The organism is Pseudomonas sp. 21615526, from assembly GCF_013386245.1.
Classification (GTDB): domain Bacteria; phylum Pseudomonadota; class Gammaproteobacteria; order Pseudomonadales; family Pseudomonadaceae; genus Aquipseudomonas.
Window position 1 is genome coordinate 1 of the sequence record NZ_JACAOM010000062.1, and the last position, 26865, is coordinate 26865.

26 protein-coding genes and 1 pseudogene are annotated in these 26865 nt (G+C 62.1%); 7 read left to right on the forward strand and 20 right to left on the reverse strand.

The genetic code is table 11. The features are described from left to right. Positions 1–87 precede the first annotated feature (87 nt). The 3 genes and pseudogenes from HX786_RS17685 to HX786_RS17695 all read left to right on the forward strand — a co-directional run. Positions 88–2046 (forward strand): acetoacetate--CoA ligase, encoded by a 1959-nt coding sequence (locus tag HX786_RS17685; protein WP_177080230.1) that lies wholly within the window; start codon positions 88–90, stop codon positions 2044–2046. Positions 2047–2181: 135 nt separating this feature from the next. Next, positions 2182–4719 (forward strand): PAS domain-containing protein, encoded by a 2538-nt coding sequence (locus HX786_RS17690; RefSeq protein WP_177019447.1) that lies wholly within the window; start codon positions 2182–2184, stop codon positions 4717–4719. Between the two features lie 27 nt (positions 4720–4746). Continuing rightward, positions 4747–5037: pseudogene (locus tag HX786_RS17695) on the forward strand (peptidylprolyl isomerase); the annotation flags it as partial. Between the two features lie 116 nt (positions 5038–5153). On the opposite strand, the gene HX786_RS17700 reads toward HX786_RS17695, so the two are convergent. The 8 genes from HX786_RS17700 to HX786_RS17735 form a co-directional block, all read right to left on the reverse strand. Beyond that, complete coding sequence (locus HX786_RS17700; RefSeq protein ID WP_178912402.1) at positions 5154–6062, reverse strand: sugar kinase; 909 nt, start codon at positions 6060–6062, stop codon at positions 5154–5156. Between the two features lie 129 nt (positions 6063–6191). Next, entirely contained in the window at positions 6192–7400 is a 1209-nt protein-coding gene (locus HX786_RS17705; protein ID WP_003208003.1) for an amino acid deaminase, read from the reverse strand. A 9-nt stretch (positions 7401–7409) separates the two neighbouring features. Further along, positions 7410–8174 (reverse strand): IclR family transcriptional regulator, encoded by a 765-nt coding sequence (locus HX786_RS17710; RefSeq protein WP_003208002.1) that lies wholly within the window; start codon positions 8172–8174, stop codon positions 7410–7412. 169 nt (positions 8175–8343) lie between these two features. After that, a complete protein-coding gene (locus HX786_RS17715) occupies positions 8344–8733 on the reverse strand; it encodes a RidA family protein (RefSeq protein ID WP_003208000.1) in 390 nt (129 codons plus the stop codon). Positions 8734–8756: 23 nt separating this feature from the next. After that, the gene (locus HX786_RS17720) at positions 8757–9542 is read right to left on the reverse strand and encodes an amino acid ABC transporter ATP-binding protein (RefSeq protein WP_003207998.1); all 786 of its coding nucleotides are present in this window, start codon (positions 9540–9542) and stop codon (positions 8757–8759) included. Continuing rightward, positions 9539–10201 (reverse strand): amino acid ABC transporter permease, encoded by a 663-nt coding sequence (locus HX786_RS17725; RefSeq protein WP_003207996.1) that lies wholly within the window; start codon positions 10199–10201, stop codon positions 9539–9541. Before HX786_RS17725 ends, HX786_RS17720 begins: the two co-directional genes overlap by 4 nt. 9 nt (positions 10202–10210) lie before the next feature. Further along, a complete protein-coding gene (locus HX786_RS17730) occupies positions 10211–10873 on the reverse strand; it encodes an amino acid ABC transporter permease (RefSeq protein ID WP_003207993.1) in 663 nt (220 codons plus the stop codon). 52 nt (positions 10874–10925) lie between these two features. After that, complete coding sequence (locus tag HX786_RS17735; protein WP_003207992.1) at positions 10926–11774, reverse strand: transporter substrate-binding domain-containing protein; 849 nt, start codon at positions 11772–11774, stop codon at positions 10926–10928. 335 nt (positions 11775–12109) lie between these two features. Here HX786_RS17735 and HX786_RS17740 point away from each other — a divergent pair, with 335 nt between their 5' ends. Together HX786_RS17740 and HX786_RS17745 are read left to right on the forward strand one after the other, a co-directional pair. Beyond that, complete coding sequence (locus tag HX786_RS17740) at positions 12110–12346, forward strand: hypothetical protein (RefSeq protein ID WP_003207990.1); 237 nt, start codon at positions 12110–12112, stop codon at positions 12344–12346. 148 nt (positions 12347–12494) lie between these two features. Continuing rightward, entirely contained in the window at positions 12495–12872 is a 378-nt protein-coding gene (locus HX786_RS17745) for a co-chaperone YbbN (RefSeq protein WP_102369342.1), read from the forward strand. Here the strand turns inward: HX786_RS17745 and HX786_RS17750 are convergent. From HX786_RS17750 to HX786_RS17770, 5 genes are all read right to left on the reverse strand, one after another. Continuing rightward, on the reverse strand, positions 12808–13650 hold the full coding sequence (locus HX786_RS17750) for a PhzF family phenazine biosynthesis protein (RefSeq protein WP_008436960.1): 843 nt from the start codon (positions 13648–13650) through the stop codon (positions 12808–12810). The two genes, HX786_RS17745 and HX786_RS17750, sit on opposite strands and share 65 nt — an antisense overlap. 79 nt (positions 13651–13729) lie before the next feature. Beyond that, on the reverse strand, positions 13730–15283 hold the full coding sequence (locus tag HX786_RS17755) for a TerC family protein (protein ID WP_178912403.1): 1554 nt from the start codon (positions 15281–15283) through the stop codon (positions 13730–13732). A 268-nt stretch (positions 15284–15551) separates the two neighbouring features. After that, complete coding sequence (locus HX786_RS17760) at positions 15552–15920, reverse strand: lysozyme inhibitor LprI family protein (protein WP_177036023.1); 369 nt, start codon at positions 15918–15920, stop codon at positions 15552–15554. 12 nt (positions 15921–15932) lie between these two features. Next, entirely contained in the window at positions 15933–17123 is a 1191-nt protein-coding gene (locus tag HX786_RS17765; protein WP_003207980.1) for a sugar transporter, read from the reverse strand. Positions 17124–17211: 88 nt separating this feature from the next. Next, entirely contained in the window at positions 17212–18210 is a 999-nt protein-coding gene (locus HX786_RS17770; RefSeq protein WP_087694198.1) for a bile acid:sodium symporter family protein, read from the reverse strand. Between the two features lie 85 nt (positions 18211–18295). Here HX786_RS17770 and HX786_RS17775 point away from each other — a divergent pair, with 85 nt between their 5' ends. Then, a complete protein-coding gene (locus tag HX786_RS17775) occupies positions 18296–19084 on the forward strand; it encodes a helix-turn-helix domain-containing protein (RefSeq protein ID WP_003207977.1) in 789 nt (262 codons plus the stop codon). A gap of 214 nt (positions 19085–19298) precedes the next feature. On the opposite strand, the gene HX786_RS17780 is transcribed toward HX786_RS17775, so the two are convergent. The 7 genes from HX786_RS17780 to HX786_RS17810 form a co-directional block, all read right to left on the reverse strand. Further along, complete coding sequence (locus HX786_RS17780) at positions 19299–20534, reverse strand: Zn-dependent hydrolase (RefSeq protein ID WP_178912404.1); 1236 nt, start codon at positions 20532–20534, stop codon at positions 19299–19301. After that, positions 20531–21022, reverse strand: coding sequence for an L-2-amino-thiazoline-4-carboxylic acid hydrolase (locus tag HX786_RS17785; RefSeq protein ID WP_177047488.1), 492 nt, complete (start codon positions 21020–21022; stop codon positions 20531–20533). Before HX786_RS17785 ends, HX786_RS17780 begins: the two co-directional genes overlap by 4 nt. Before the next feature lie 31 nt (positions 21023–21053). Beyond that, positions 21054–22193: a branched-chain amino acid ABC transporter substrate-binding protein gene (locus HX786_RS17790; protein WP_178912405.1), complete on the reverse strand. Its 1140-nt coding sequence runs from the start codon at positions 22191–22193 to the stop codon at positions 21054–21056. A gap of 66 nt (positions 22194–22259) precedes the next feature. Continuing rightward, a complete protein-coding gene (locus HX786_RS17795; RefSeq protein ID WP_178912406.1) occupies positions 22260–22976 on the reverse strand; it encodes an ABC transporter ATP-binding protein in 717 nt (238 codons plus the stop codon). Beyond that, the gene (locus HX786_RS17800) at positions 22969–23742 is read right to left on the reverse strand and encodes an ABC transporter ATP-binding protein (protein ID WP_102369348.1); all 774 of its coding nucleotides are present in this window, start codon (positions 23740–23742) and stop codon (positions 22969–22971) included. The genes HX786_RS17795 and HX786_RS17800 overlap by 8 nt, the downstream gene beginning before the upstream one ends. Beyond that, positions 23739–24824 (reverse strand): ABC transporter ATP-binding protein, encoded by a 1086-nt coding sequence (locus HX786_RS17805; protein WP_087694203.1) that lies wholly within the window; start codon positions 24822–24824, stop codon positions 23739–23741. The genes HX786_RS17800 and HX786_RS17805 overlap by 4 nt, the downstream gene beginning before the upstream one ends. After that, the gene (locus HX786_RS17810; protein ID WP_003207963.1) at positions 24821–25768 is read right to left on the reverse strand and encodes a branched-chain amino acid ABC transporter permease; all 948 of its coding nucleotides are present in this window, start codon (positions 25766–25768) and stop codon (positions 24821–24823) included. Before HX786_RS17810 ends, HX786_RS17805 begins: the two co-directional genes overlap by 4 nt. Positions 25769–25940: 172 nt before the next feature. Between HX786_RS17810 and HX786_RS17815 the strand changes: the two genes are divergently transcribed. Continuing rightward, positions 25941–26840, forward strand: coding sequence for a LysR substrate-binding domain-containing protein (locus HX786_RS17815; protein ID WP_134326868.1), 900 nt, complete (start codon positions 25941–25943; stop codon positions 26838–26840). The last annotated feature ends 25 nt before the right edge of the window (positions 26841–26865 follow it).

The window sequence follows — 26865 nt, forward strand, 5'->3', positions numbered from 1 at the left end:
CTGATACACCGCATTCGCGAGCAAGCCCGCTCCCACATTTTGATCGGTTTCGTTAGATAGATCAGATAATAAAAAAGAGATTTCCTTATGTCCGAAATACTCTGGCAACCCTCCCCCGAACGCATCCACAACACCCGGATGGATCAGTTCCGGCGCTTCATCAATGATCGCCATGCCTTGCAGATCAGCGACTACCCGGCCCTGCACCAGTGGAGCATCGACCAGCGCCCGGACTTCTGGCAGTCGATTGTCGAGTTTTTTGAGGTGCAGTTCCGCACGCCGCCCAGCGCGGTGCTGATCGAAGACGCCGAGATGCCCAGCGCCCAGTGGTTTCCCGGCGCTACCCTGAACTTTGCCGAACACCTGCTGCGCCGCCGCGACGATCACCCCGCCGTGGTCGCGATCAGCGAAGACGGCCAGCGCGAGCAACTGACCTACGCCGAACTGGCCCGCCATGTCGCCGGCCTGCAACGCAGCCTGCGGGCGGCCGGCGTGGGCGTGGGGGACCGGGTGGCCGCGTGCATGCCCAACACCTGGCAAACCCTGGTGGGCATGCTCGCCACCACCAGCCTCGGCGCCATCTGGTCGTGCTCCTCGCCGGACTTCGGCACCCAGGGCGTGATCGACCGCTTCGGCCAGATCGAACCCAAGGTGCTGATCACCTGCGCCGGTTACCGCTACGCCGGCAAGGTCATCGACCAAAGCAGCAAGCTCAATGAAATCCTCGAACGGCTGCCGTCCCTGCAACAATTGATCATCGTGCCGTATGCCCGCCCGCAAGCCCGGCCCGAGGATTATCAGACCCGGGCCCACGTCGCACTCTGGGACGACTTCTACAGCCCCGGCGGTGAGCCCGATTTCGTCGCCGTGCCCTTCGATCATCCGCTGTACATCCTCTATTCCAGCGGCACCACCGGCGTGCCCAAGTGCATCATCCACGGCACCGGCGGCGTGCTGCTCACCCACCTCAAGGAGCACGGCCTGCACGCCGACCTGTCGCGGGACGACTGCCTGTTCTACTACACCACCTGCGGCTGGATGATGTGGAACTGGCTGGTATCGGTACTGGCCATCGGCGCCACGGCGGTGCTGTATGACGGCTCGCCGTTTCACCCCGGGCCGGAACGCCTGATGGACCTGATCGACCAGGAAAAAATCAGCGTGTTCGGCACCAGCCCCAAGTTCCTCGCCACCCTGGAGAAGGCCGGGCTGCAACCGCGGCTGAGCCATGACCTGGGCAGCCTCAAGGGCCTGATTTCTACCGGCTCGCCGCTGTCGCCCCAGAGCTACGACTACGTGTACCGCGAGATCAAGCCCGAGCTGTGCCTGTCGTCGATGTCGGGCGGCACCGACATCGTGTCCTGCTTCGTGATCGGCAACCCGGTGCTGCCGGTGCGCCGTGGCGAGATGCAGTGCAAGAGCCTGGCAATGGCTATCGAAGTGTGGGACGACCAGGGCCACCCGCTGGTGGGCGAAAAAGGCGAACTGGTGTGCACCCGGCACTTCCCGGCAATGCCCATCGGCCTGTGGAATGACCCGCACCAGGAAAAACTGCGGGCCTCGTATTTCAGCCAGTTCCCGGGCGTGTGGGCCCAGGGCGACTACGCCGAACAGCGACCCAATGGCAGCTTGCTGATCCATGGCCGCTCGGACGCCGTGCTCAACCCCGGCGGCGTGCGCATCGGCACCGCAGAGATCTATCGCCAGGTGGAAAAAGTGCCTCAGGTCCTGGAAAGCCTGGCCATCGGCCAACGCTGGCAGGATGACGTGCGGGTGGTGCTGTTTGTGCGCCTCAACGATGGCATCGAACTGGACGACGGCCTGGAGCAGCAGATCCGCCAGGTGATCCGCGCCAACACCACGCCGCGCCACGTGCCGGCGAAGATCCTCGCGGTGACGGATATCCCGCGCACCATCAGCGGCAAGATCGTCGAGCTGGCGGTGCGCAACGTGGTGCATGGCGAGGCGGTCAAGAACACCGACGCACTGGCCAACCCCGAAGCGCTGGAGCAATTTCGTGATCGCCGGGAGCTGGCAGAAAGATGAAACGTTTTAGCCTTTAAGCACTCATTTGAAGACAAACCCCTCAAGCATGCTATTTTTCGAGGGTGGAAAGCCGGCCCCGGGTCGCGGGATAATCGGCTTTTGTCATTCTTCAAGCGTTACGCGCAGGGCATTTACATGAACGTATCACCCACCGGCAGCGAGGCCGCAGCACTGATTGCGCGGCTGGACTGGGCACGAAGCCCCCTCGGTGACGCCATTGATTGGCCGCAAAGCCTCCGTACAGCCGTGGACATCGTGATCCATTCACCGATGCCGATGCTGTTGCTGTGGGGCGCCGAACTCACCCAGATCTACAACGATGGCTTCGCGATGCTGGCGGGCAACAAGCACCCGGCCGCCTTCGGCCAACCGGCTGACCTGATCTGGCCTGAGCTCAAGCCGTTTACCGACCCGATCTACAGCGCCGTCCTCATGGGCCAGGTGCGCACCTTCACCGAGCAGCGTTTCGTCCTGCAGCGCAACGACCGCGACACCGAGATCTGGCTCGACCTGACCTACAGCCCGATTCGCGACGAACGTGGCGAGGTCGCCGGGATCCTGATTACCGCCATCGAAACCAACGAGCGCCGGCGCATCGCCCTGGAACTGCAGCAGCGCACCGAGAACAGCCTCAAGGCCCAGCGCAACACCGAGCAACGCCTGCAGCTGGCCCTGGCCGCCACCGATGCCGTGGGCACCTGGGACTGGGATATCGGCGAAGACCGCTTTATCGCCGACGCCCATTTCGCCCAACTGCACGGTGTTGACCCGTGCGACGCCGACCTGCTGCCCATCAGCGACTACCTGCAAGGCGTGCACCCCGAAGACCGTGGCATGGTGGCCCGCAGCATCAAGCACTGCATCACCCACGGCACCGAGTACGCCGAGGAATACCGCCTGCAGCGCGCCGACGGCGAAGTGCGCTGGGTGTTTGCCCGGGGCCGCTGCTACAAGGACCACCATGGCCGACCGGCGCGTTTTCTCGGCGCCGCCCTCGACCTGACCGAACGCAAGCACACCGAACAGGCCCTGCGCCAAAGCCAGACCGAGCTGCAACTGATCATCAACGCCATGCCGGTGTTGATCGGTTATGTCGACCACGAGCAGCGTTTTCGCCTGAACAACAGTGCCTACCTGGACTGGTACGGCATGACCCCGCAGGAGCTGTACGGCAAGAGCATCCGCGAAGTCGTGGGCGACGAAATCTATGCCGGGCGCGTCGACAAGATCGAGGCGGCACTCAAGGGCAAGGCCTGCAGTTTTGTCACCGTCACCCCGCACCATGACGGGCGGCCACGCCACGCGCTGATGAAGTACCTGCCGCGTTTCAGCGCTGACGGCTCAGTCAACGGTTTCTATATTTTTGTAATCGACGAGACCGAGCGCAAACTGACCGAAGAAGCCCTGCGCCACCTCAACGAAAACCTCGAAGAGCGCGTCAGCCAGCGCACCCAGGCCCTGGCCGAAGCCAACCAGCGCCTGCAAAACGAGATGTTCGAGCGCGAGCGTGCCGAAGACGCCCTGCGCCATGCCCAGAAGATGGAAGCGGTCGGCCAGCTCACCGGCGGCATCGCCCATGACTTCAACAACATGCTCACCGGGATCATCGGCAGCCTGGACCTGATGCAACGCTATATCGCCGCCGGGCGCAGCGACGAGATCGGCCGTTTCACCGACGCCGCCGTATCCTCGGCTCATCGCGCCGCTGCGCTGACCCATCGCCTGCTGGCCTTCTCCCGCCGCCAATCCCTGGACCGCAAGCCGGTCGACCCGAATCAATTGGTGGCGTCCCTGGAAGACCTGTTCCGCCGCACCAAGGGCGCGCACATCGAACTCAAGGTGCAACTGGGCACCGACGTGTGGCCGGTGAACACCGACGCCAGCCAGCTGGAAAACGCCCTGCTCAACCTGGTGATCAACGCCCGCGATGCGATGCCCGACGGTGGGCAATTGTGCATCGAGACCGCCAACAGCTACCTCGACGGCACCGACATCACCACCCTGGAACCGGTCAAGGCCGGCGACTATGTGATGCTCGGCGTGAGCGACAACGGCGCCGGCATGACCGCGAAAATCCTCGCCAAGGCCTTCGACCCGTTCTTCACCACCAAGCCCATCGGCCAGGGTACCGGCCTTGGGCTGTCGATGATCTATGGGTTTGCACAGCAATCCGGCGGCCACGTGACCATCCAAAGCGAACCGGGCCAGGGCACCTGCGTGCGCCTGTACCTGCCGCGCCTGCATGGCACGGCACTGGAGCGTACCACGCCCGCTACCCAGGGCGAAGCCCCGGTAGCGCTGGAAGGCGAAGCCGTGGTGGTGGTCGAGGACGACCCGGCAGTGCGGATGCTGGTGGTGAATGTGCTGGATGAACTGGGCTACACCGCACACCAGGCGGCGGATGCACGGGCGGCGCTGCCGTTGCTGGAGTCCGACTTGCGCGTGGATTTGCTGGTGACTGATGTGGGCTTGCCGGGGATGAACGGCAGGCAACTGGCGGAAATCGCCCGGCAACACCGGCCGGACCTGAAGGTGCTGTTCATGACCGGTTACGCCGAGAAAGCCGCCGAGCGCCAGGGGTTCCTGGAGGAAGGCATGGACATGGTGGCCAAGCCGTTTTCGATTGACCTGCTGGCCAACAAAATCCGCAGCATGATCAGCTCAGAGGCCTGACTTCAGGCATAATCGCGCGCCGTTTCACATCAGGACCGATCAATGAAAGCCCAAGCCCGTCACATTCTGGTGAAAACCAGTGAGGAAGCCGAACAGCTCAAGCAGCGTATTGCCAAGGGCGAAGCGTTTGATGTGTTGGCCAAGAAGTACTCCACCTGCCCTTCCGCCAAGCGCGGCGGTGATTTGGGTGAAGTTCGGCCGGGGCAGATGGTGGGGGTGATTGATGCGGTGATCTTCAAGAAGCCCGTGAAGGTGGTTCATGGGCCGATCAAGAGCAAGTTCGGGTATCACCTGGTGCAAGTGTTTTACCGCGATTGATGGCTGATCGTTCCCACGCTCCGCGTGGGAATGCCTCACCTGACGCTCTGCGTCCGCTCTTGGGACGCAGAGCGTCCCTGGCTGCATTCCCACGCGGAGCGTGGGAACGATCAGCGTCAGTCTCGGGGAATGAGTGCACCTGGCACCTGAATCACCCGGCTCGCCAACCGATGCCCGGCCAGTGCTGCATCCTGCGGCGAGCCGCCCTTGAGCCGACTGGCCAGGTACGCCGCACTGAACGAATCCCCCGCCGCCGTGGTGTCTACCACCTTCTCCACCACCAACGCCGGCACCTCGAATCGCTCACCGTCACAGCGAATCAAACACGCATCCGCGCCCCGCTTGAGCACCACCTCGGCAATCGCCGGGTACGCCGCAAACACCTGCTCGCTGTCTTCATAGCCGAACAACGCCCGTTCGTCATCCTCGGTCAGCAAGGCGATATCCACCTCGGCCAACACCGCGTGATACGCCGCCCGTGCGGCGCCCACGCTTGCCCACAGGCGTGGCCGGTAGTTGTTGTCGAACACCACCTTGCCGCCGCGCTTGCGGGTTTCGACCAGGGTTTCCAGCAGGCGCGCACGGCCCACTTCGCCCAGCACCGCCAGGGTGATGCCGCTGAAATACACCACGTCGTACGTCGGCAACGCTGCCAGGATCGGCTCGGCCGCTGGTGTGGTGAAGCAGTCGCGCACGGCCGCTTCATTGCGCCAGTAGAGGAATTTGCGCTCGCCGTTGGCATCGGTCTGGATGCAGTACAAACCCGGCAGGCGCCCGGGCAGGCGCTGGACCATGCCCAGGCCCAGGCCTTCTTCGGCCCAGTGCTTGCACATGGCATCGCTGAAGCTGTCATCGCCCAGGGCGGTGACGTAGTCGACGGTGCTCGGTTCACCCAGCTCGCGGCGCAGGTAGACGGCGGCGTTCAGGGTGTCGCCGCCGAAGCTTTGTTGCAGGCTGCCGTCGGCGCGGTGTTGCAGTTCGATCATGCATTCGCCGATGAGGGCGATGCGGGGTTTTGTGTTCATGCCTGGGGTCTCTCGATGTACTGGAGGGCCTCTTCGCGAGCAAGCCCGCTCCCACATTTGAATGCATTTCAACTGAAGGAACTCGGTCGAATGTGGGAGCGGGCTTGCTCGCGAAAGGCGCGACTCGGTCTAGAAGCAGGTATGCAGGCTTTCGATCACCTGCAATTGCTCATCCACCAGATTACCCACTTGCCACTTGTCGAAGGTCAGGCACGGGTGGGATGTGCCGAAGGAGATGATGTCGCCAATGCGCAACTCAACCCCCGGTGCGACGACCATGAACGCATGCTGGTCCATCACGGCGGTGACCTTGCACGCGGTCACGTCATCACCCTCGGCTGGCAGCACGCCAGCCTTGTAGCGCTTGAGCGGTACCGGCAGGCCGGCGTCGTAGGCGACGTCGCGCTTGCCCAGGGCGATCACCGCGAAGCCCGGCTCCGGCAGCGATTGCACGTGGGCCCAGACTTCCAGCGCCGGGCGCAGGCCTTCGTTGAGGTCGCTGCGACGGTCCAGTACGCAGCACTGCGCGTCTTTGTAGATGCCGTGGTCGTGAGCCACGTAGCTGCCCGGGCGCAATACGCTGAGGAAACGGCCAGCGGCGTTCTGGGCTTCGAAGGATTCGGCAATCAGGTCGTACCAGGCCGACCCCGAGGCGGTAATGATGGGCTTGGCCAGGTCGAAGGCGCCGCTGTTTTGCAGGTCGACGGCCAGGCGTACCAGGGAGGCGGCGAATTCGCGGATGCCACTGATGGCGTGCTCGCCATGGATCACCCCTTCGTAGCCTTCGATGCCGGTGAGGGCCAGCGCAGGCTGGGCCTTGATCGCCTTGGCCAGGTCGAGCACCTGTTGTTCGGTGCGGCAACCGCAACGCCCGCCGACCACGCCGTATTCAATCATCACGTTCAAGCGCAAGCCACGGGCGGCGAAGAACAGGCCCAGGTCGGCGACGTTGTCCGGGTGGTCGACCATGCAGTGGAAGTCGAATTCGGGGTCGGCCAGCAGGTCGGCGATCAGCGCCATGTTCGGCGCGCCCACCAGTTGGTTGGCCATCAACACCCGGCGAACCCCACCGGCGTACGCAGCGCGGGTCTGCACGGCGTTGGCCAGGGTGATGCCCCAGGCGCCCTGCTCGATCTGCCGCTGGAACAGCGCGGGCATCATGCTGGTCTTGCCGTGAGGCGCCAATTGCGCACCGCTGTTGCTGACGAAATCCTGCATCCAGCGGATGTTGTGTTCCAGGGCGTCACGGTGCAACACCAGGGCTGGCAGGCTGACGTCACGGACCAGATGTGCACCGATGGCGGCGGCGCCTTTTTCAACGGCATTGAAGGCAGACATAAGGGTTTCCTATTCGTTGATGCGACGGGCCAGGTTGTTCGCACTGTCGATCAGCACCCGGCGGTAGTCGTTGTAGTTTTTGATCGCATCGGCCCGTGGGGCAACGATGCACAGGGTCGCAATGCTGATGCCTTGGGCGTCCCGAACCGGGGCGGCAAAGCAGTGGGTAAAGGTGTCGGCGACACTGTCGAAAGAGAAGAATCCGTCGAGGGTAGCCTGACGGATTTGCCCGAGGAAGGTTTCCAGAGGCAGGCGCTGACCGTCCGGGAGGATGAAGTCGTCGTAGTCGATCAGGTCGATGATTTGCTGGTCGCTCAGGTGGCCCAGCAGCAGGCGGCCGGAGGCGGTCCAGGGGATCGGCGCGTTCTCGCCGATGTCTGAGGAAATGCGGAAATGCCGCTCGCCTTCGCGCATCAGGGCCACGGTGTATTTGCGGCCATTGAGCAGGCACATCTGGGCGGTTTCGTGGGTTTGGCTGACGATTTCCTGCAGGGCGTGGTCGGCTTCGCGGGTCAGGTCGAAATGGCGCAGGTGGGCCTGGCCGAGGAAGTACAGCTGACGGCCGAGGTAGACATGACCGTCCTTGCCGACGGTTTCGAGGATGCGCCGTTCCAGCAGCGAAGCCACCAGTTCGTAGACCGTGGATTTGGGGCTGCCGATGCCGCTGGCGATGTCATTCGGGCGCAGGGGCTGGCCGATTTCCTTGAGGAAATCGAGGATATCGAACGCCCGGTCGAGGCCTTTGGCGCGGCGTTTGATGGTGTCTTCGGTCATGGCAGTCGTCGGTCCCGTTTGAAGATGTAGCTATCAACACAGATCCCCTGTGGGAGCGGGCTTGCTCGCGAAAGCGGTGTGTCAGTGAATACATCTACAACTGATCCACCGCTTTCGCGAGCAAGCCCGCTCCCACATTGGGTCTCCTGTGGTCTCAAGAGACGGGCATTTAGCCTTTTTTCTTGTAGGCCACGCAATCGATCTCAACCTTGCAATCGACCATCATGTTCGCCTGCACACACGCCCGCGCCGGAGCATGTTCCGGGTTGAAGTATTCGCCGAAGACTTTGTTGAAGCTCCAGAAGTCCCGTGGGTCTTCCAGCCATACACCGACGCGCACCACGTCTTCAAGGGCGTAGCCGGCTTCTTCGAGAATCGCCACCACGTTGCGCATGGTCTGGTGGGTCTGCTCGACGATCCCGCCCGTGATGATTTCACCGTCCACCGCCGGCACCTGGCCCGACACGTACAACCAGCCATCCGCTTCCACCGCGCGGGCGAAAGGACGAGGCTGGCCGCCGCCTGCAGTGGCGCCGGTGCCGTAACGAGTAATGCTCATAATGGATCTCCTGAAGTGATGATTTAAAAACGAATGTTCTTGAGAAATTCCGCGAGTCGCGGCGATTGCGGGCGTTCGAAAATGTCTTTCGGCGGCCCTTGTTCTTCAATGCGGCCCTGGTTCATGAAGACGATCTTGTCCGAGACTTCATAGGCAAAGCGCATTTCGTGGGTGACCAGCAACATGGTCATGCCCTCTTCCGCCAAACCCTTGATTACGCTGAGCACTTCGCCCACCAGTTCCGGGTCCAGGGCCGAGGTGACTTCGTCGAACAGCATCAGGCTCGGGTTCATCGCAATCGCCCGGGCAATCGCCACGCGCTGTTGCTGGCCGCCCGACAATTGGCCCGGGAAGTGATTGCGGCGCTCCAGCAGGCCGACACGATCCAGCCATTTTTCCGCCAGTGCAACCGCCTCGTCCTTGCCCATCTTCTTGACCTTGAGCAGGCCCAGGGTGACGTTCTGCAAGGCGGTCAGGTGCGGGAACAGGTTGAACTGCTGGAACGCCATGCCGGTCATCGCGCGGTGCTGGGAGATCACCCGCTCCGGGTGGCGCACGCGCTTGCCGCCGACCTCGCTGTAGCCGATGGATTCTCCGTCGAGGGTGATCTGGCCGCCCTGGAATTCTTCCAGCAGGTTGACGCAACGCAGCAGCGTGGTCTTGCCCGAACCGCTGGAGCCGATCAATGTCACGACGTTGCCGCGCTGCATGCTCAGGTCGACGCCCTTGAGCACTTCCACCGGGCCGTACTGTTTACGCAGGCCGCGAATGTTCAGCAGTGGCTGGCTTTCTTTTGAGAGTTGGTTCATGGCAACGCCACCCGCTTTTCAATGTAACGCCCCAACAATTCGATGGCGTAGTTGATGACAAAAAACATAAAGCCTGCAAACAGGTAGAACTCCAGGGTCATGAACGTCCGGGCGATGACCTGTTGGGTGCTGAGGAGCAGCTCGGCCACACCGATCACCGACAGCAAGGTGGAAGCCTTGACGATTTCGGTGGACGAGTTGACCCAGGTCGGCAGGATCTGCCGCAGCGCCTGGGGTAACAGCACGTAGCCCAGGGATTGATAGAAGGTCAGGCCGATGGCCTTGCCCGCTTCCAGTTGCCCCTTGGGAATGGCCTGCAATGCACCGCGCACGATTTCCGAAACGTGAGAGCCGCAGAACAGCGTCAGGCCCACGGCACCGGCTTGGAACGCAGTGATCTGCCAGCCAAGCGCCGGCAGCATGTAGAAGCACGCCAATACCAGCACAAATACCGGCGTACCGCGGATCAGGTCGACGTACAGGCGAAACGGTGCGCGCATCCAGAATTTGCCGTAGGTCAGTACCAAGCCGGCGACGATGCCGATCAGGGTGCCGAAGATAATGGCCAGGGCCGAGCAGTAGACGCTGGTCTGGAACCCCGCCCAGAGGGTTTCCCGGGCGATCCACAACTCATGCAGCCAGCTGGGGGATTCGTACATGGGCGCTCCTTAGCGGCGAATTGCCAAACGCTGTTCCAGGTAACGGAGCAGCATGGCAATGAGGTAACAGGCAGCCACGTAGAGCGCGGTCGTGACCATCCAGGTTTCAATCACCCGGTAGCTTTCGACGTTGATCTTGCGGGCGTAATAGGTCAGCTCCGGCACCGCGATGGCGGCCGCGAGGGAGGTGTCCTTGAACAGCGAAATGAAATTGTTCGACAGCGCCGGCAGCACGTTGCGCAGCATCACCGGCACGGTGATGTACGCGCGGATACGCCATTCGCCCAGGCCAATGGCCAGGCCCGCTTCACGCAACCCCTTGGGAATGTTCAGCAGGCCTGCGCGGAAGACTTCGGTGAGGTAGGCACCGGCGTACAACGACAGGGTGATGATGAACGAAGGGATCTTGTCCAGCCGGATACCCAGGCTGGGCAAGGCGAAGTAGATCAACAGGATCAGCACCAGGATCGGGGTGTTGCGGATCACCGTCACATACACCGAGGCCACGATGCGCAGCGCACGGTGTTTGGACAGCATCGCAAACGCCATCAACAGGCCGATCACGCAACCGATGGCGATGGACAGCAGTGCCAGTTCAAGGCCGAGGCCGAGCCCCGCCAGCAAGCTGGGGAAATCGCGCCACACAGCGGCAAAGTTCAACTGATAGTTCATGGTCGGCAGTACCTGATTGGGGCGCCGTCAGCGACGCCCCAGGGTTTACGAATTACTTGAACTCAACCGGGAAACCGATCGCAGGCTCTGGCAGGTCCACACCGAACCATTGCTTGAACGAGGCCTTGTACATTGGGAATTCCACACCGGTCATGGCTTCATGCAGGGCGGTGTTGACGAAGTTCAGCCAGTCCTGGTCGCCACGCTTGACGGCGCACGCATAGGTTTGCGGGCTCCAGGCGTAGCTCGGGCTGCGGTAGCGGCCCGGGTTTTGCACCATCAGGTACTTGACCGAGGACTGGTCGGTGGCGGCGGTGTCGGCACGCCCGGAGTTCACGGCCTGGTACATCAGGTCGACGCTGTCGTACTGGTCGACCTTGGCTTTGGGCAATGCCTGGTGCACCAGCTCTTCGGCGTAGACGTTTTGCAGCACGGCCACGGTGACGCTGTCGCCAGCGGCCTGCAGGTCTTCGATTTCCTTGTACTTGCTGTTGGCCGGCAGCAGCAGGCCCACACCTTCGCGGTAGTACGGCAGGGTGAAGGCCACCTGCTGCGCACGGCTTGCCGTGACGGTGATGAACTGGCAGCTCATGTCGACCTTGTCGGTCAACAGGTTGGGAATGCGGGCATCGGAAGACTGCACCACGTATTCGACTTTGCTCGGGTCATTGAACAGACCCTTGGCCACGATGTGGCCGATGTCGATGTCAAAACCCTGCAACTTGCCATCCGCTCCCTGGAAGTGCCACGGCGCATTGGTACTGCCTGTACCCACGATCAGGTGCCCACGCTTGAGCACTGTATCGAGCTTGCTGTCCGCCGCCTGCACTACGCTGGCGAGGGAAGCCGATGCGGCGAAGAGAAAAACACACGCTTTGAACACGGAAGGTCGGTGATGCATGACAAGCACTCCAGGGATTGTGTATTCCGCTATACCGGAACTTAGTATGTAACAACGGAATAGACAGCAGAAAGTGTGCCACACGCAGTAACAGAAAAATATTTCGGGATTAATTTCTTTTTAAATCAACGGGATAGATTTTTATCAGCGATAAGGCACTGGGCCAGCCGCTGCAATCAGATTGCTACCGTTGGCTACACACCGGGGTGACAGGCCACATTTGGGTGCGGGGGCGGGTCGTTACCGTGCACGAAAGCGGTGCAGTGGCCGGATGGAAGAATTCCGTGGCTGGGCTAGTCTTGGCAGATGATCGAGCCCCCAAGGAACGCGTTCAGATGAAGATCAGTCTTGTCCTTATGTTGTTGTCGCTGGCATTTGCCACCCAGGTGTTCGCCAAGGATGACCGGCGCGAATGCAAGGCCGAGCTGGTCAGGCTGAAGGCGGCGTTCAGTACGAACTACACCACGCAGAATCATCATGGGTATCGTCGGGCCAAGGATGCCAAGGATCAGGGTGACTATAAGCAGTGCGTGGGGCTGGCGAAGAAGGCTCGGGAGCGGGCGGAGCGCTGAAGGCTTTGGGGCTGCTGCGCAGCCCAGCGGGAGCAAGCTCCCTCGCCACAATGGGCCAGTTGGAGGTGGGTACCTGTTAGTTTTGACAGTAGACGGTTTTGATCGCCGGGATTAGCGTGGGCCAGGCCTATCGCTCAAGGAGATCATCATGGGAATTGCAACGGCGGTGATTGCCGATGCCGAGCAGTATCAGCAGTTGCTCAAGACGCATAGAACGGTGTTCATGCTGTTTGTTTCGCAGCACTGCCCGGCCTGCGGGGAGGCCGGGCCACTGTTTGAACGGATTGCCGGGAAATACGCCAGCTCCGTGAAAAGCCTGGTGCTCGACACTGCCCGAACCCCTAGGCATCCCGAGGTTACCGGCACGCCTACCCTGCTGGTTTTCCAGAATGGCAAGATGATCAATAAGCTGGAGGGGTTCGACGAAAAAACGCTGAGGGAGACGTTCGCCAGGACCAGAATCAGTCCTCCAACATCAACCGCGCCGTACCCGAAACCCGAATCGAGGCACCCTTTTCATCGGTGATCTGCGCCTGCAAGCGCGAACGGCTGCCCATGTCCTCGCCTTGGATGATGTCGATGCGCCCGTTGTGCGGCCAGCCCAGGTCCCGCAGGTAGCCGGCAAAGGCAGCGGTCGCGGCACCCGTGGCCGGGTCTTCGTACACGCCGCCCACCGCAAACGGGTTGCGGGTGTGGAACAGTGTCGGGCTTTCGGCAAACACCAGCACCACGGTACCCAGCCCGGCGTCGGTCATGTAGCGGCGACCGGCCTCCAGTTCATAGTGCATCTGGCTGAGTTTGGCGCGGCTGGCGAGCGCCAGCACCAGGTGGGAAATGCCGGCATGGATGATCGCTGGCGGAATGCTCGGGTCCAGGTCATTGCGGGTGTAACCGAACAGGGTCAGGCCCGCGTCTACCAGGGCATCGTTGGCCGGTGCGCTGCGGGTTGGCGGGGATTGCAGCGCGGCCTCGATCAGGTCGCCTTCGCTGCGGCCGCTGACGGAAATATCGCCGTTGTTCAACGCCAGGTGGAATTCGCCATCGCCCAGCGCCAGGCTCAAGGCCGCACCGAGGGCGATGGTGGCATGCCCGCAAAACGCAACTTCGGACTCCGGCGCGAAGTACCGCACGCGCCAGCCGTCATCCTGCGGGCAGGCAAATACGGTTTCCGAAAACCCGACTTCGTGGGCGATACGCTGCATTTCTACAGCTTCCGGCAGGCTGTCACCGATCCAAACACCTGCAGGGTTACCGCCCTGGTTGCCGTCACAGAATGCAGAAATCTTAAGCACGTCCAAAGTCATTCGGGTAACCCTTCCTTAACGGTTCAGTGAGCGGCGATGCTATCCAAAGGCCAGCCCAGCGTCGAATGAAATTCACCCGTTAAAGAGGGGCCAGCAACACCTGCGTGACCCGCCGCTCCTCCACCGCCGCCACGGTCAGGCGCCAGCCTTCATGTTCCAGGCTGTCACCGACCACCGGCAGTCGATCCAGCAGGCTCATCACCAGCCCGGCCAGGGTCTGGTAATCCTCCGTCGCCACAGCCTTGAAGCCGGTGCGCTGGCGGATCAGGTTGAGGTTCAAGGCGCCATTAACGCGAAAACCACCCTCCTCCTCGACGATATCCGGGCCTTCGACCTCACTCGCATCCGGCAACTCACCGGCGATGGACTCGAGGATGTCGGTCATGCTCAACACCCCGATAAAGTCGCCGAATTCGTTGATCACGAAGGCAATGTGAGTCGACTCCTGACGCATCTGCTCCAGGGCATTGAGAATCGAAAAACTCTCCAGCAAGTTGACCGCCCGGCGCGCCAGGTGCTCCAGGTTCGGCTCGTTACCGGCCAGGTATTCCTTGAGCAACTCCTTCTTGTGCACAAAGCCCAATGGCTCGTCGATATTACCGTTGCGGATCAAGGGCAGGCGCGAGTAAGACGAATGCATCAGTTTCAGGCGGATAGTGTCGGGATCGTCCGACAGATCTATAGAGTCCACCTTCGCCCGAGGCGTCATCAGCGTACGGATCGGGCGTTCAGCCAATTGCAGCACGCCACTGATCATCACCCGCTCGCGCCGGTCGAACAGCGGCCCGCCGTTGGCATCGGGGTTGTCCAGCAGGTCGGCGACCTCTTCACCCACCTCCTCCACTGCCAGATTACGCCCGCCGAGCAAACGCATCACCGCGTGGGCCGTGCGCTCACGCCTCGGCAGCGTGCCCTGGGCCGACTTCTTGCGGCGCGACCGGGCGATCTGGTTGAACAGCTCGATCAGGATCGAGAAGCCGATGGCCGCGTACAGATAGCCTTTGGGAATGTGGAAGCCCAGGCCTTCGGCCGTCAGGGCAAAACCGATCATCATCAGGAAGCCCAGGCACAGCATGATCACCGTCGGGTGGGCGTTGACGAAACGGGTCAGCGGCTTGCTGGCAATGATCATCAGGCCGATGGAAATGATCACCGCGATCATCATCACCGCCAGCTCATCCACCATGCCCACGGCGGTAATCACCGCATCGAGGGAGAACACCGCATCCAGCACCACAATCTGCGCAACGATCGGCCAGAACATCGCATAGGCCACGTTGCCAGTGCGCTGAGCCACATGCCCCTCAAGGCGCTCATGCAATTCCATGGTGGCCTTGAACAACAGGAACACACCACCAAACAGCATGATCAAGTCACGGCCCGAGAAACTCTTGTCGAACACCTCGAACAGCGGTTGGGTCAGGGTCACCAACCAGGAAATACTTGCCAACAGGCCCAGACGCATCAGCAACGCCAGGGACAAACCGATCAGACGCGCACGGTCACGCTGCTCCGGCGGCAGCTTGTCCGCCAGGATCGCGATAAACACCAGGTTGTCGATGCCCAGCACCAGCTCCAGCACAATCAAAGTCAACAGGCCGAGCCAGGCCGTTGGATCCGCTAACCATTCCATTTTTCAGTATCTCTTCAAGTTTTCAGAATGCCGGGCACGGCAACGCACGGTCGAGGGACCGGGTAAGGGTAGGCAATCGGAAGACGGGATGCCTGGCCTGGAGGCAGGCGATCAGCGGGAACGGCGGCAGTGAATGTCTTGGGGAAAGACGACTGGGAGGCTCCGAGAGGGTGTTCATGTAGGTCCTGTTGTGGGAAAAGGACTTGAATCGTACAGGCGAAACAGGGATTTCCTACAACGCAAAACTATTACAAGATCTGTAACTGCTTCAGAACGGCCCCTTCGTCATCACCCGCTCATCTATAAAGCTACGCAACATCGCAATACGCTGCGTATAGGCCTGGGTCAGGCAACTGACCTGGGCCCCGCACGTATGGCGTTTTTTTAGCCAGGCAGCCTGATCATCCATCAACGAACCACGTCCGCCCATAGCCATGAAGTGCCGGTTCAGGTCATAAAGCAGCGCCATCGTCACGTCCTGATCATTAAGCGAACGCGTGGCACAGATGGTTTTCTCGTCAGGCGCCTTCGCCCGGTCACAGTCAAAACTGGCCGCCAGGCTTGCAGGGCTGAGCCACAACACAGAAAACCCGGCGAGCACTGCGAATACCGCCGGTTTAATCAAACGAACTGCCATGAAAATTACCTCCTACAGAGGGCTACGCGCCACACCCTGCCCAAACCGATAAATCGCCAGGCAATACCCAATCAACGCCACCGCTGCCAGCAACCCGCCCGCCGCGCCGATCCAGGCAAAACCAAAGTGGCTGCCCACCCAACTGCCCATCAACGCCCCACCGCCAATACCGATGTTGTAGATCCCGGAAAACATCGCCATCGCCACATCCGTGGCATCCGGCGCCAGCACCAGTACCTTCGATTGCAACGCCAGGCCAAAACCCATGATGGCCATGCCCCAGAACACACTCAGGGTCACCAGGTACGACACCTCGCCACTCAACGGCAGCAACAACGCCAGGCACAGCGCCAGTATGGTCACCGCGCTGATCAGGAACCGGTGCGGATTAAAGCGATGCACCAGGCTGAACAACAACGAACCAATAATTCCCGCGCCGCCAAACACCAGCAGGATCAGGGTCACCGTATTGCCACTCATACCGGCAACACCTTCAACAAACGGCTCAACATAACTGTAGGCAGTGAACTGCGCCGTCACCACCATCGCCGTCAGCACATACAACGCCACCAGCGCCGGGCGCTTGAACAACAGCGGCAAGCTGCGCAGCGAACCGGAGTTCTGGCTCGGCAGCAGCGGCAAGGTGCGCGCCAGCCAGAACACCAGCCCGGCGGCAAACGCGCCGATCACCAGGAAGGTGGTGCGCCAGCCCATGGCTTCGCCCAGCAAGCGGCCCAGCGGAATACCCAGAACCATCGCCAGGGAAGTACCGGTAGCCAGCAACCCAAGGGCCTGCACCTGCTTGCCCTCCGGCGCCAAACGCACCGCGAGGGAGGCAGTAATCGACCAGAACAACGCATGGGACAGGGCAATGCCGACCCGGCTGAGCATCAGGATGCCAAAGCTGGTGGCCACGCTGGACAGGATATGGCTGGCGATAAACATGCCGAACAGCACGATCAGCAGCTTGCGCCGCTCGACGTTACGGGTCAGCAGCATCACCGGCAGCGAGGTCAGGGACACGATCCAGGCATAGATGGTCAGCATCAGGCCGACGCTGGCGATGGGCATGTCGAAGCTCGCGCCGATGGCACTCAGCAGGCCGACCGGTACAAATTCGGTGGTATTGAAAACGAAAGCGGCCAACGCGAGAGCGAAGACCGGTTGCCAGTTGGCTTGAGGTGTTGCGGCGGAAATGCTCATTGACAGGTCGTCGTACTCGTTTGCGCGCAGATCAAGCCGGCCCGATGCCGGGCCTTGAGCCGCGCGCAAAAAATAGTAACACGACGATTCAGGGATCGACTTGCCCCATCAGCTCGGGAATCGATTCAGGACGCTTGGCATAGCGCTGGGCCAGCGCCGCGCAGACCATCAACTGGATCTGGTGAAACAGCATCAGCGGCAAGATCAGCACCCCCATGCTCGCCCCGGCAAACAACACCTGGGCCATCGGCACACCGGTGGCCAGGCTTTTCTTCGAGCCGCAGAACAGAATGGTGATCCGGTCTTCCTGGCTGAAGCCAAAAGCCTTGCCCAGCACCGTGGACGCCACCAGTACCAGCGCCAGCAACACACAGCACGCCACCACCAGGCCACCCAGTTCCCACAACGGAATCTGGTGCCAGATGCCTTCGTTGACCGCTTCGCTGAAGGCGCCGTAGACCACCAGCAAAATCGACCCCTGGTCGACGAACTTCAGCCAGGATTTGTTACGCCCTACCCACTCGCCGATCCAGCGACGGGCGATTTGCCCGGCGATGAACGGTAGCAACAATTGAACACTGATTTTCAGGATCGCATCGACGGTGGAGCCGCCATCGCCATGCACATTCAGCAGCAACGTCACCAGCAATGGCGTCAGGAAGATCCCGAACAGGCTCGACGCCGCCGCGCTGCAAATCGCCGCCGGGATATTGCCCCGGGCCAGGGAGGTAAAGGCAATCGCCGACTGCACGGTGGCGGGCAACGCACACAAATAGAGCATGCCCATGTACAGGTCTTTACCGATCAGCGGCGACAACACCGGCTTGAGCGCCAGGCCCAGCAACGGAAACAGCACGAAGGTCAGGCTGAACACCAGCAGGTGCAGGCGCCAATGACCCGCACCGGCAACAATGGCCTGGCGCGACAGTTTCGCGCCGTGCAGGAAAAACAGCAGCGCGATGGCCAGGTTGGTCACCCAGCCAAAGGCCACGGCGGTCTGGCCGCTGGCGGGCAGCAGGGACGCGAGGATCACCGTGGCCACCAGGGTCAGGGTGAAGTTGTCAGGTAAAAAGCGTGGGCGGGTCATAGGCCAATCTTCCAGGGGTTGCCAAGAGCATCGTCGCGACTCTAACGTAACGGCTTGTTACCGACTAACGCCAATGAGCCAGTAAATGCCGCCAAAAGGACATGACAAAACCGTGCGCCGCAGCGTGCCCGGGCTTTCCAGCCTGCCCAGGCCGGTGTATGGCCGCACCGAATCCCTGCCCAACCGCGCGCTGACCCGCCGCCATAGTCACCCGTGGGTGCAGTTGTCCTACGCAATATCCGGGGTGCTGGAGATCCAGACCAGCGTAGGACGCTTCGTCGCGCCACCCCAGCGGGCCGTGTGGATACCGGCCGGCATGCCACACCGGGTGTTCAGTTCGCCCCATACCGAGATGCGCAGCCTGTACCTCGATTGCAGCGTCACCGCCTGGGCGGCCGACCGCTGCCAGGTGCTGGCGGTGAGCAGCCTGTTGCGCGAGTTGATTCGCAGCTTCAGCGAATTGCCGGTGGAATACGCCGAGGATGGCCCGGATGGACGGCTGGCCCAAGTGGTGCTGGACCAACTGGCCGCCGCGCCCCAGGTCGACCTGATGTTGCCGCTGCCGGCCGACAGCCGCTTGCGGCAGATTTACCGCAGCCTGAACCTGCACCCGGAGCAGCAAACCACCCTGGGGCAGTGGAGCCAAAAACTGGCGGTCAGCGAGAAAACCCTCAGCCGGCTGTTCCTGAGCGACACCGGCCTGACCTTCCGTGCGTGGCGCCAGCGCCTGCGATTGTTGAGCGCCCTGCCCGCCCTGGAACAAGGCGAACGCGTGACCGATGTGGCGCTGGCCTGCGGCTACGAATCCACCTCGGCCTTCATCAACGCCTTCCGCCAGCAGTTCGACGCCACACCGGGCGAGTTCTTCCGCTGACCATCAGACAAAGAAGCTCCAGAGCGAAAACTGGATTTCCTATGGGAACTGGTTCCCCTGTGGAAACTCGGTCCTCTGTGGGAGCTGTCGAGCTTTAGCGAGGCTGCGATGGCGGCCTGACTGTCGACATCTCTATTGCCTGACAGGGCCTCATCGCAGCNNGCTAAAGCTCGACAGCTCCCACAGGGAACCCAGTTGAACAGTTAAACCTCGCTCACTCCCCCGCCTTGGCCAACACCGCCTGCAACAACACCTCCGCCCCCGCCGTCGACCACTGCGGATGAATCTCCTCCGCCTCGTTATGGCTCAGCCCATCCACACACGGCACGAAAATCATCGCCGTCGGCGCCACCCGGTTCAGGTAGCAGGCATCATGCCCGGCCCCGGAAATCATGGCGCGATGGCTATACCCCAACGCTTGCGCCGATGCCCGCACCACCTCCACACACTCAGGGTCGAAGGCAATCGGCGCGTACTGGAAAATCTGCTTCACGCTGTGCTGCAAACCAATCCCCTCGGCAATCCGCGCCACCGCCGCGTGCAACTGCCGATCCTGATACCCCAGCACCGCTTCATCCGGATGCCGAAACTCCACACTGAAAAACACCCGCCCCGGCACCACGTTGCGTGAATTGGGGAAGATATTCGCCATGCCCACCGTCGCCCGCCCTTCGGCGCCCTGTTCCAGGCCGATCTGGTTCACCGCCTCCACCACCCGGGCAAACCCGAGCAACGCATCCAGCCGGTGATCCATCGGCGTCGTCCCGGCATGGGCGCTGCGCCCGCTCAGTTCCACTTCATACCAGCGCTGGCCCTGGGCGCCGGTGACCACACCGATGGTCAGGCCCTGTGCCTCAAGAATCGGCCCCTGTTCGATATGCAACTCAAACGCCGCATGCACCGCCTGGCCACCCACCGGATGCGCACCGGCATAGCCAATCTGCTGCAACGCCTGGCCGATGGTGATCCCGGCCTTGTCTTCCCGGGACAGGCCGTACTCCAGGTCAAACACCCCGGCATACACCCCCGAGGAAATCATCGCCGGCGCAAACCGCGAGCCTTCTTCGTTGGTCCAGTTCACCACTTCGATTGGCCGCTCGGTTTCAATCCCCAGGTCATTCAAGGTGCGCACCACCTCCAGCCCGGCCAGCACGCCGTAGATACCGTCGTACTTGCCGCCCGCCGGCTGGGAATCGCCATGGGAACCGGTCAGCACCGGGGCCAGGTGATCCTGGCGCCCGGCGCGACGGGCAAAGATATTGCCCATGGCATCCACCCGAATGCTGCACCCGGCCGCCTCGCACCATTGCACAAACAGGTCGCGACCGCGGCGGTCCTCATCCGTGAGGGCCAGGCGCGAGACCCCGCCCTTTTCGGTGCCGCCGATCTGCGCCATTTCCATCAGCGAGCCCCACAGGCGCTCGCCATTGACCCGCGCCAAGTCGTTCATGAACGCGGCTCCTGGGGTTTGGCCCGGTAGCGGAAGTCACAGTGATGGGCACCGCCCATGATGGTCTGGGTGCGGGTCAGCTTGATGTCCGGGTTGTAGCCGACGATAAACAGTTCGTCGCGGTTGCAGGACAGCAGGTGACCGATCTCGCCCAGGCCCATCTCGTGGTACATCTCGGCATAGCGGCAGCGCTTCACGTCATAGTCGTAGTGCTCGGCGTCGCTGGCGATGATCTCGACCTTCAGCGCATCGTCCTTTTCCCAGAGCACTTGCAGCTCGACAAAGCTCTTGAGGTCGGCGCCCTGCTCTTCCAGCTCGGCAAAGTGCTTGCCGGCCTGGATCGCTGCATTGCCCACCGCCTCGCCGATCACCGCCGCCGCAAACTCCTTGCCCTGCTCGCGCACCAGGATCTCGTAGATCGGCTTGATGATTTCGGCTTCGATCCGCCGCCGGGCCAGGATGCCCAGTTCACCTTCCAGCTTGCTCATTGTGTGCCTCCGTCAGCTCCACAGAATTCGTTTACTTGCCGCCCGCCACACTCACTGGCTGCCACTGATTGCCCTTGACCTGATACACGGTGAACGACGGCTTCTTCAAATTGCCCTCGGCATCAAACGCAATGGTCCCGGTCACGCCCTGATAGCTGATGGCGCGCAGCACCGGCAGGTACTTTTGCGGGTCCACCGAGTCGGCCTTCTCGATCGCCGCCACCAACACCCCGACACCGTCATAGGCAAACGGCGCGTGCAGTTCGATCGGCGCCTTGTAGCGATCCTTGTAAGCCCGCTCGAACGCCTTGCCACCCGGCATCTGCGCCACCGCCAGGCCCGGCTCCAGGGCAATCACGCCCTCGCCTTCGTTCTGCGCCAGTTGCAGGAAGGTCTGGCTGACAAACCCACCGGCCCCCATCAGCGGTGCCTTGATGCCCAGTTGCTTGATACGCCTGGCCAAAGGCGCGGCCTGGGAATCGACGCCACCAAAGAAAATCAGGTCCGGGTTCTGGCTGCGGATATTGGTCAGCACTGCGCTGAAATCGATGGTCTTGTCGTCGACGTATTCACGAGACACCACCTTGGCGCCACCGGCCTCGATGGATTTGACGAACTGGTCGGCCAGGCCCTGGCCGAATGCGGTGCGGTCGTCGATCACCGCAATGCGCCGGGCCTTGAGGGTGTTCAAAGCATAGTCGCCGGCCACCTGGCCGCCATCGTCGTCATGGCCCATGATCCGGAAGCTGGTGTCGAAGCCCTGCTGGGTATACGCGTGCCCGGTAGCAACCGGGGCGACTTGCGCGATACCTGCATCGTGATAAACCCGCGCCGCCGGAATGCTGGTGCCGGTGTTCCAGTGGCCGACCACGCCCACCACGCCTTCGTCCACCAGGCGCTGGGCCACGGTGACGGCGGTGCGCGGGTCGGACTGGTCGTCCTCGGACAGCAGCTTGAAGGTCACCGCCTCACCGTTGATTTTCGGGTGCTTGGCGTTGGCCGCGTCGATGGCCAGTTGCGCGCCGTTTTCCAGGTCCTTGCCGATCCGCGCCGACGGGCCGGTCAACGGCCCGGCCAGGCCGATCAATACGGTCTGGTCGGCCTGGGCCATGGCACTCGCTAGGCTGCTCAAGGCCAGGCCGATCACTAGGGTGTGCTTGAAAGTCTTCATCAGTGGTTCCTGTTTCTTTACGGGCTGGTCGGAACACGCCGGGCGTCCGGTAGCGTCAGGGTTGATTCATTCACCGAGGTAGGCACTGCGCACCTCGGGGTGGTCGAGCAATTCATGGGACGGGCCAGTGAGGTTGATGCGCCCGGTGTCCATCACATAGGCACGGTCGGTGACCTGCAGCGCGAGCCGGGCGTTCTGCTCTACCAGCAGCAGGGTCATGCCCTGGCGGCACACGTCGTCGATCACCTGGAAGATCTTCTCCACCATAATCGGCGCCAGGCCCATGGACGGTTCGTCCAGCACCAGCAAGCGCGGCTTGGAGAGCAGCGCCCGGGCCAGCGCGAGCATCTGTTGCTCGCCACCGGAGAGCAGGCCGGCGGACTGCTGCAGGCGCTCCTCCAGACGCGGGAAGTGCTCGAACAACTGGCGGATCTCGCGGTTCACCTGCTCGGTGTCACGACGCAGGAAGGCTCCGGCCTGGAGGTTTTCCAGGACGCTCATGCGCGCAAAGATCCCGCGCCCTTCCGGTACCATCGCAATGCCCTGGCGCAGCAATTGGTCCGGCGCCTGGCCGAGGATCGAACGCCCGGCGAAGTGAATCTGCCCCGCCGCTGCCGGCAGCAATCCGGTCAGGGCCTTGAGGCTGGAGGTCTTGCCGGCACCGTTGGCGCCGATCAACGTCACTCGCTCGCCTTCGCCGATGTGTAAATCCAGGGACTTGACCGCTTCGATGGCGCCGTAGTGCACCTGCAAGCCGTCGACTTTCAATAAAGGTTCAGACATGGGCGCTGGCTCCCAGATAGGCCTGGATCACGGCCGGGTCGCGGCGCACTTCGGCGGGCGCGCCCACGGCGATCACCTGGCCGTAATCGAGCACGCTGATGCGGTCGCACACCCCCATCACCAGCTTCACGTCATGCTCGATCAGCAGCAGCGTGTGGCCGTCGTCGCGGATCTTTTCCAGCAGGCCGCGCAGTTGCACTTTCTCGGCAGCGTTCATCCCGGCGGCCGGCTCGTCGAGGGCCAGCAAACGTGGTTCAGTGGCCAGGGCCCGGGCGATTTCCAGTCGGCGTTGATGGCCGTAGGACAGGCTGTCGGCGCGGTAATTGGCGAACCCCGCCAGCCCGACATACGCCAACAGGCGATGGGCATGGGCGCGGGTTTGCGCTTCTTCTTCCCGGGCTCGACGATGGCGACTCAAGGCGGCCCACACGCCATTGCGGGTGCGCACATGGCGGCCGACCATGACGTTTTCCAACGCGCTCATGGTGTTGAACAGGCGGATATTCTGGAAGGTCCGGGCGATGCCGGCCTGGGCCACCTGGTGCACGCTGGCCGGCTTGTAGTCCTCGCCGTCGAGCTGGAAGCGCCCGGAATCCGGGGTATACAGGCCGGTCATCACGTTGAAGAAGGTGGTTTTACCGGCGCCATTGGGGCCGATCAAGCCATAGATCTCCCCAGGCTGGATGCTCAGGCTCACGTCGGTGAGCGCCGCCACGCCGCCGAAGCGCTTGTTCACCTGGTCAATCTGCAACAGCGGCTGATTCATCGCGCCACTCCTTTTGGCCACAGGCCTGCCGGTCGATAGAGCATCGCCAGGATCAGCGCGAGCCCGTAGAACAACTGACGAATGATTTCCGGGTCCACCAGCACCTGGCCGAACAGCGCCTGCTGCAACGGGCCCATGCTCGCGCGCAAGGCTTCGGGCAACGCCGCCAGCAATACGCAGCCGAGAATCACCCCGGGGATATGGCCCATGCCGCCGAGCACCACCATCGCCAGCACCGCGATGGACTCATTGAGAGTGAAGGACTCCGGCGAGACAAAGCCCTGGAACGAGGCAAACAACGCCCCGCTCACGCCGCCAAACCCGGCACCGATGGCGAACGCCAACAGCTTCAAGCGCAGGGTGTTGACGCCCATGGCCTGGGCCGCTTCCTCATCTTCACGAATCGCCACCCAGGCCCGCCCGATGCGCGAACGCTCCAGGCGAATGCAGGCAAACAGGATCAGCACCACCAGCGCGGCGAACAGGTAGTAGTACAGATAGACCGAAGGCAGGCGCAGGCCGAACAGCTCCTGGGTGCGCCCGAGGTTGATCCCCAGCAGGTTGACCGGGTCGACCTGGGAAATACCTTTGGGCCCGTTGGTGATGTTCACCGGGCGATCCAGATTGCGCAGCAGGATGCGGATGATTTCACCAAAGCCCAGGGTCACGATGGCCAGGTAATCGCCGCGCAGGCGCAAGGTCGGTGCGCCCAACAACACGCCAAAGCCCGCTGCCAGCAACGCGGCCAAGGGCAGGATCAACCAGATCGAGGTGTGCATGCCCGCCGGCAGCAGCGCCATCAGCGCCGGGAATTGCTGCAACAGATGCGGCGAGGACAGCAACGCGGCGAGGTACGCGCCCACTGCGTAGAACGCGATAAAACCCATGTCCAGCAGCCCGGCGTAGCCCACGACGATGTTCAGGCCCAAGGCCAGCATGATGTACAGCAACGCGAAATCGAGGGTGCGCACCCAGGTATTGCCGCCGGCATGCCCGACAATCCACGGCGCCAGCACCAGCGCCACGGCGAACAATACAAGGCCAAAGCTGGCGCGCTGGCGGGAGGTATTCAGGACACTCATGCGCGGGTCGCCAGTCGTTCGCCCAACAGCCCCGAAGGACGAAACACCAGCACCGCGATCAACACGATAAAGGCAAACACATCCTGGTAATTGCTGCCGAACACACCCTGGGTGGCAGCGCCCAGGTAGCCGGTACCCAGGGCTTCGATCAACCCCAGCAGCAGGCCGCCAAGCATCGCGCCCTTGAGGTTGCCGATGCCGCCCAATACGGCTGCGGTGAACGCCTTGATGCCCGGCAGGAAACCCATGTAGAAATGCGCGCTGCCGTAGTTGCTCGCCATCATGATCCCGGCCAATGCCGCCAGGGCGCCGCCAATGGCAAAGGTCAGCACGATGATGCGATTCGGGTTGATGCCCATCAGGCTCGCCACCTGCGGGTTCTCGGCCACGGCGCGCATGGCCCGACCAAAGCGTGTGCGTTCCACCAGCACCAGCAGCGCGACCATTACCGACAGTGCGACGGCAATGGTGGTCAGGGCGGTAGCGTTGGTGATCGCCGGATGCGCCGAAGCTCCGGCGAGCACTTCAATCGGTTCCAGCGGCAGCAGTTGCGGGAACATCTGCGGGTTACGCGTCCACACCAACATGGCGATGGTTTGCAGCAACAACGACACCCCGATGCCGCTGATCAATGGCGCCAGGCGCGGCGCATTGCGCAGGCGCCGGTAAGCGACCCGCTCAATCAGCACCGCGAGTACCGCGCAGAACGCCATGGCAATCACAGTGGCTGCCAGCAGCACCAGCACCGGCGGCATCGCCGGCCATGTCACCTGCAACAGGCGAATCACCGAGAGGCCCACCAAAGCGCCAATCATCAACACATCGCCGTGGGCAAAGTTGATGATCCGCAAAATGCCGTAGACCATGGTGTAACCCAAGGCCACTAGCGCGTAGAGACTGCCCGTCATCAAACCATTGAGCAGCTGCTGGATAAACGCGTCCATGGAAACCATCGACCTCACTACTGACGAGGGCGGCACACTAAGCATCTATTCTGTTTTTATCAAATATCAGAAATTCATATGGTTATGCCAAACGCATAAAGCGCTATAACCGCCGTAAATACGGCATTTATGGCTCTTTATTTGCCATCTCACTTAGTATTTAATTCAACACATGAATAATTTAGAACAGTTAGCCAATGACCCGCCGTTGCGTGCCGTGCGCACCTTCGAAGCGTTTGCCCGCCATGGCGGAGTGAATTCCGCTGCCCGCGAGCTGGACGTGTCGCCCTCCGCCGTCAGCCATCAACTGCACCTGCTGGAAAGCTTTCTGCAGCAAGCGCTGACCTTGCGCCAGGGCCGCAACCTGGTGCTCACCGAAGAAGGCCGCGAGTACTACCGCGCAATTCGCTCGGCCTTCGCCGTACTGCGCAGCGCCACCGAACACGTGCGGGAAAAAAGCGCCACACGCCAGGTCACCATCAGCCTGATCCCGCTGTTCGGCATCAACCTGTTCATCCCGCGCCTGGCACAGTTCCTCAAGGACCACCCGGCGCTGGACATCAACGTCACCTACGCCAACCACCGCAGCTACCCCAGCGACGCTGCCGATTTATCGATCCGCTTCGGCACCGGGCACTGGCCGGGGTACCACAGCGAGCCGCTGATTTCCGGGGCGGTGACGCCGTATTGCAGCCGCGCATTCCTGGAGCAACACGGGCCGATCGACACACCTGAGGCGCTGAGTGAATTACCGCTGTTGCACGACGAAGAGCGCGGCACCTGGAGCCAATGGTTCCAGGCCGCCGACGTGCATCACGGGACCGCGTTGAATGGTTTGCTGCTGGAGGATGGTCAGTTGGCGCTGACGGCCACGCTGACCGGATTGGGCTGCTCACTGCTGCGCGCGCCACTGGTTGCGCCGCATGTGGCAAATGGGGAGTTGGTGAAGCTGTTTGATCTACAGGTCGATGATGGCCGCCAGTACTACCTGTGCCGGCGGGCCAACAGCGAGTTGTCGAGCGAGGGGAATCACTTGTACGACTGGATCAAGAACAACCTGGCGGGGAATTGAAAACACCGCAGATCCAATGTGGGAG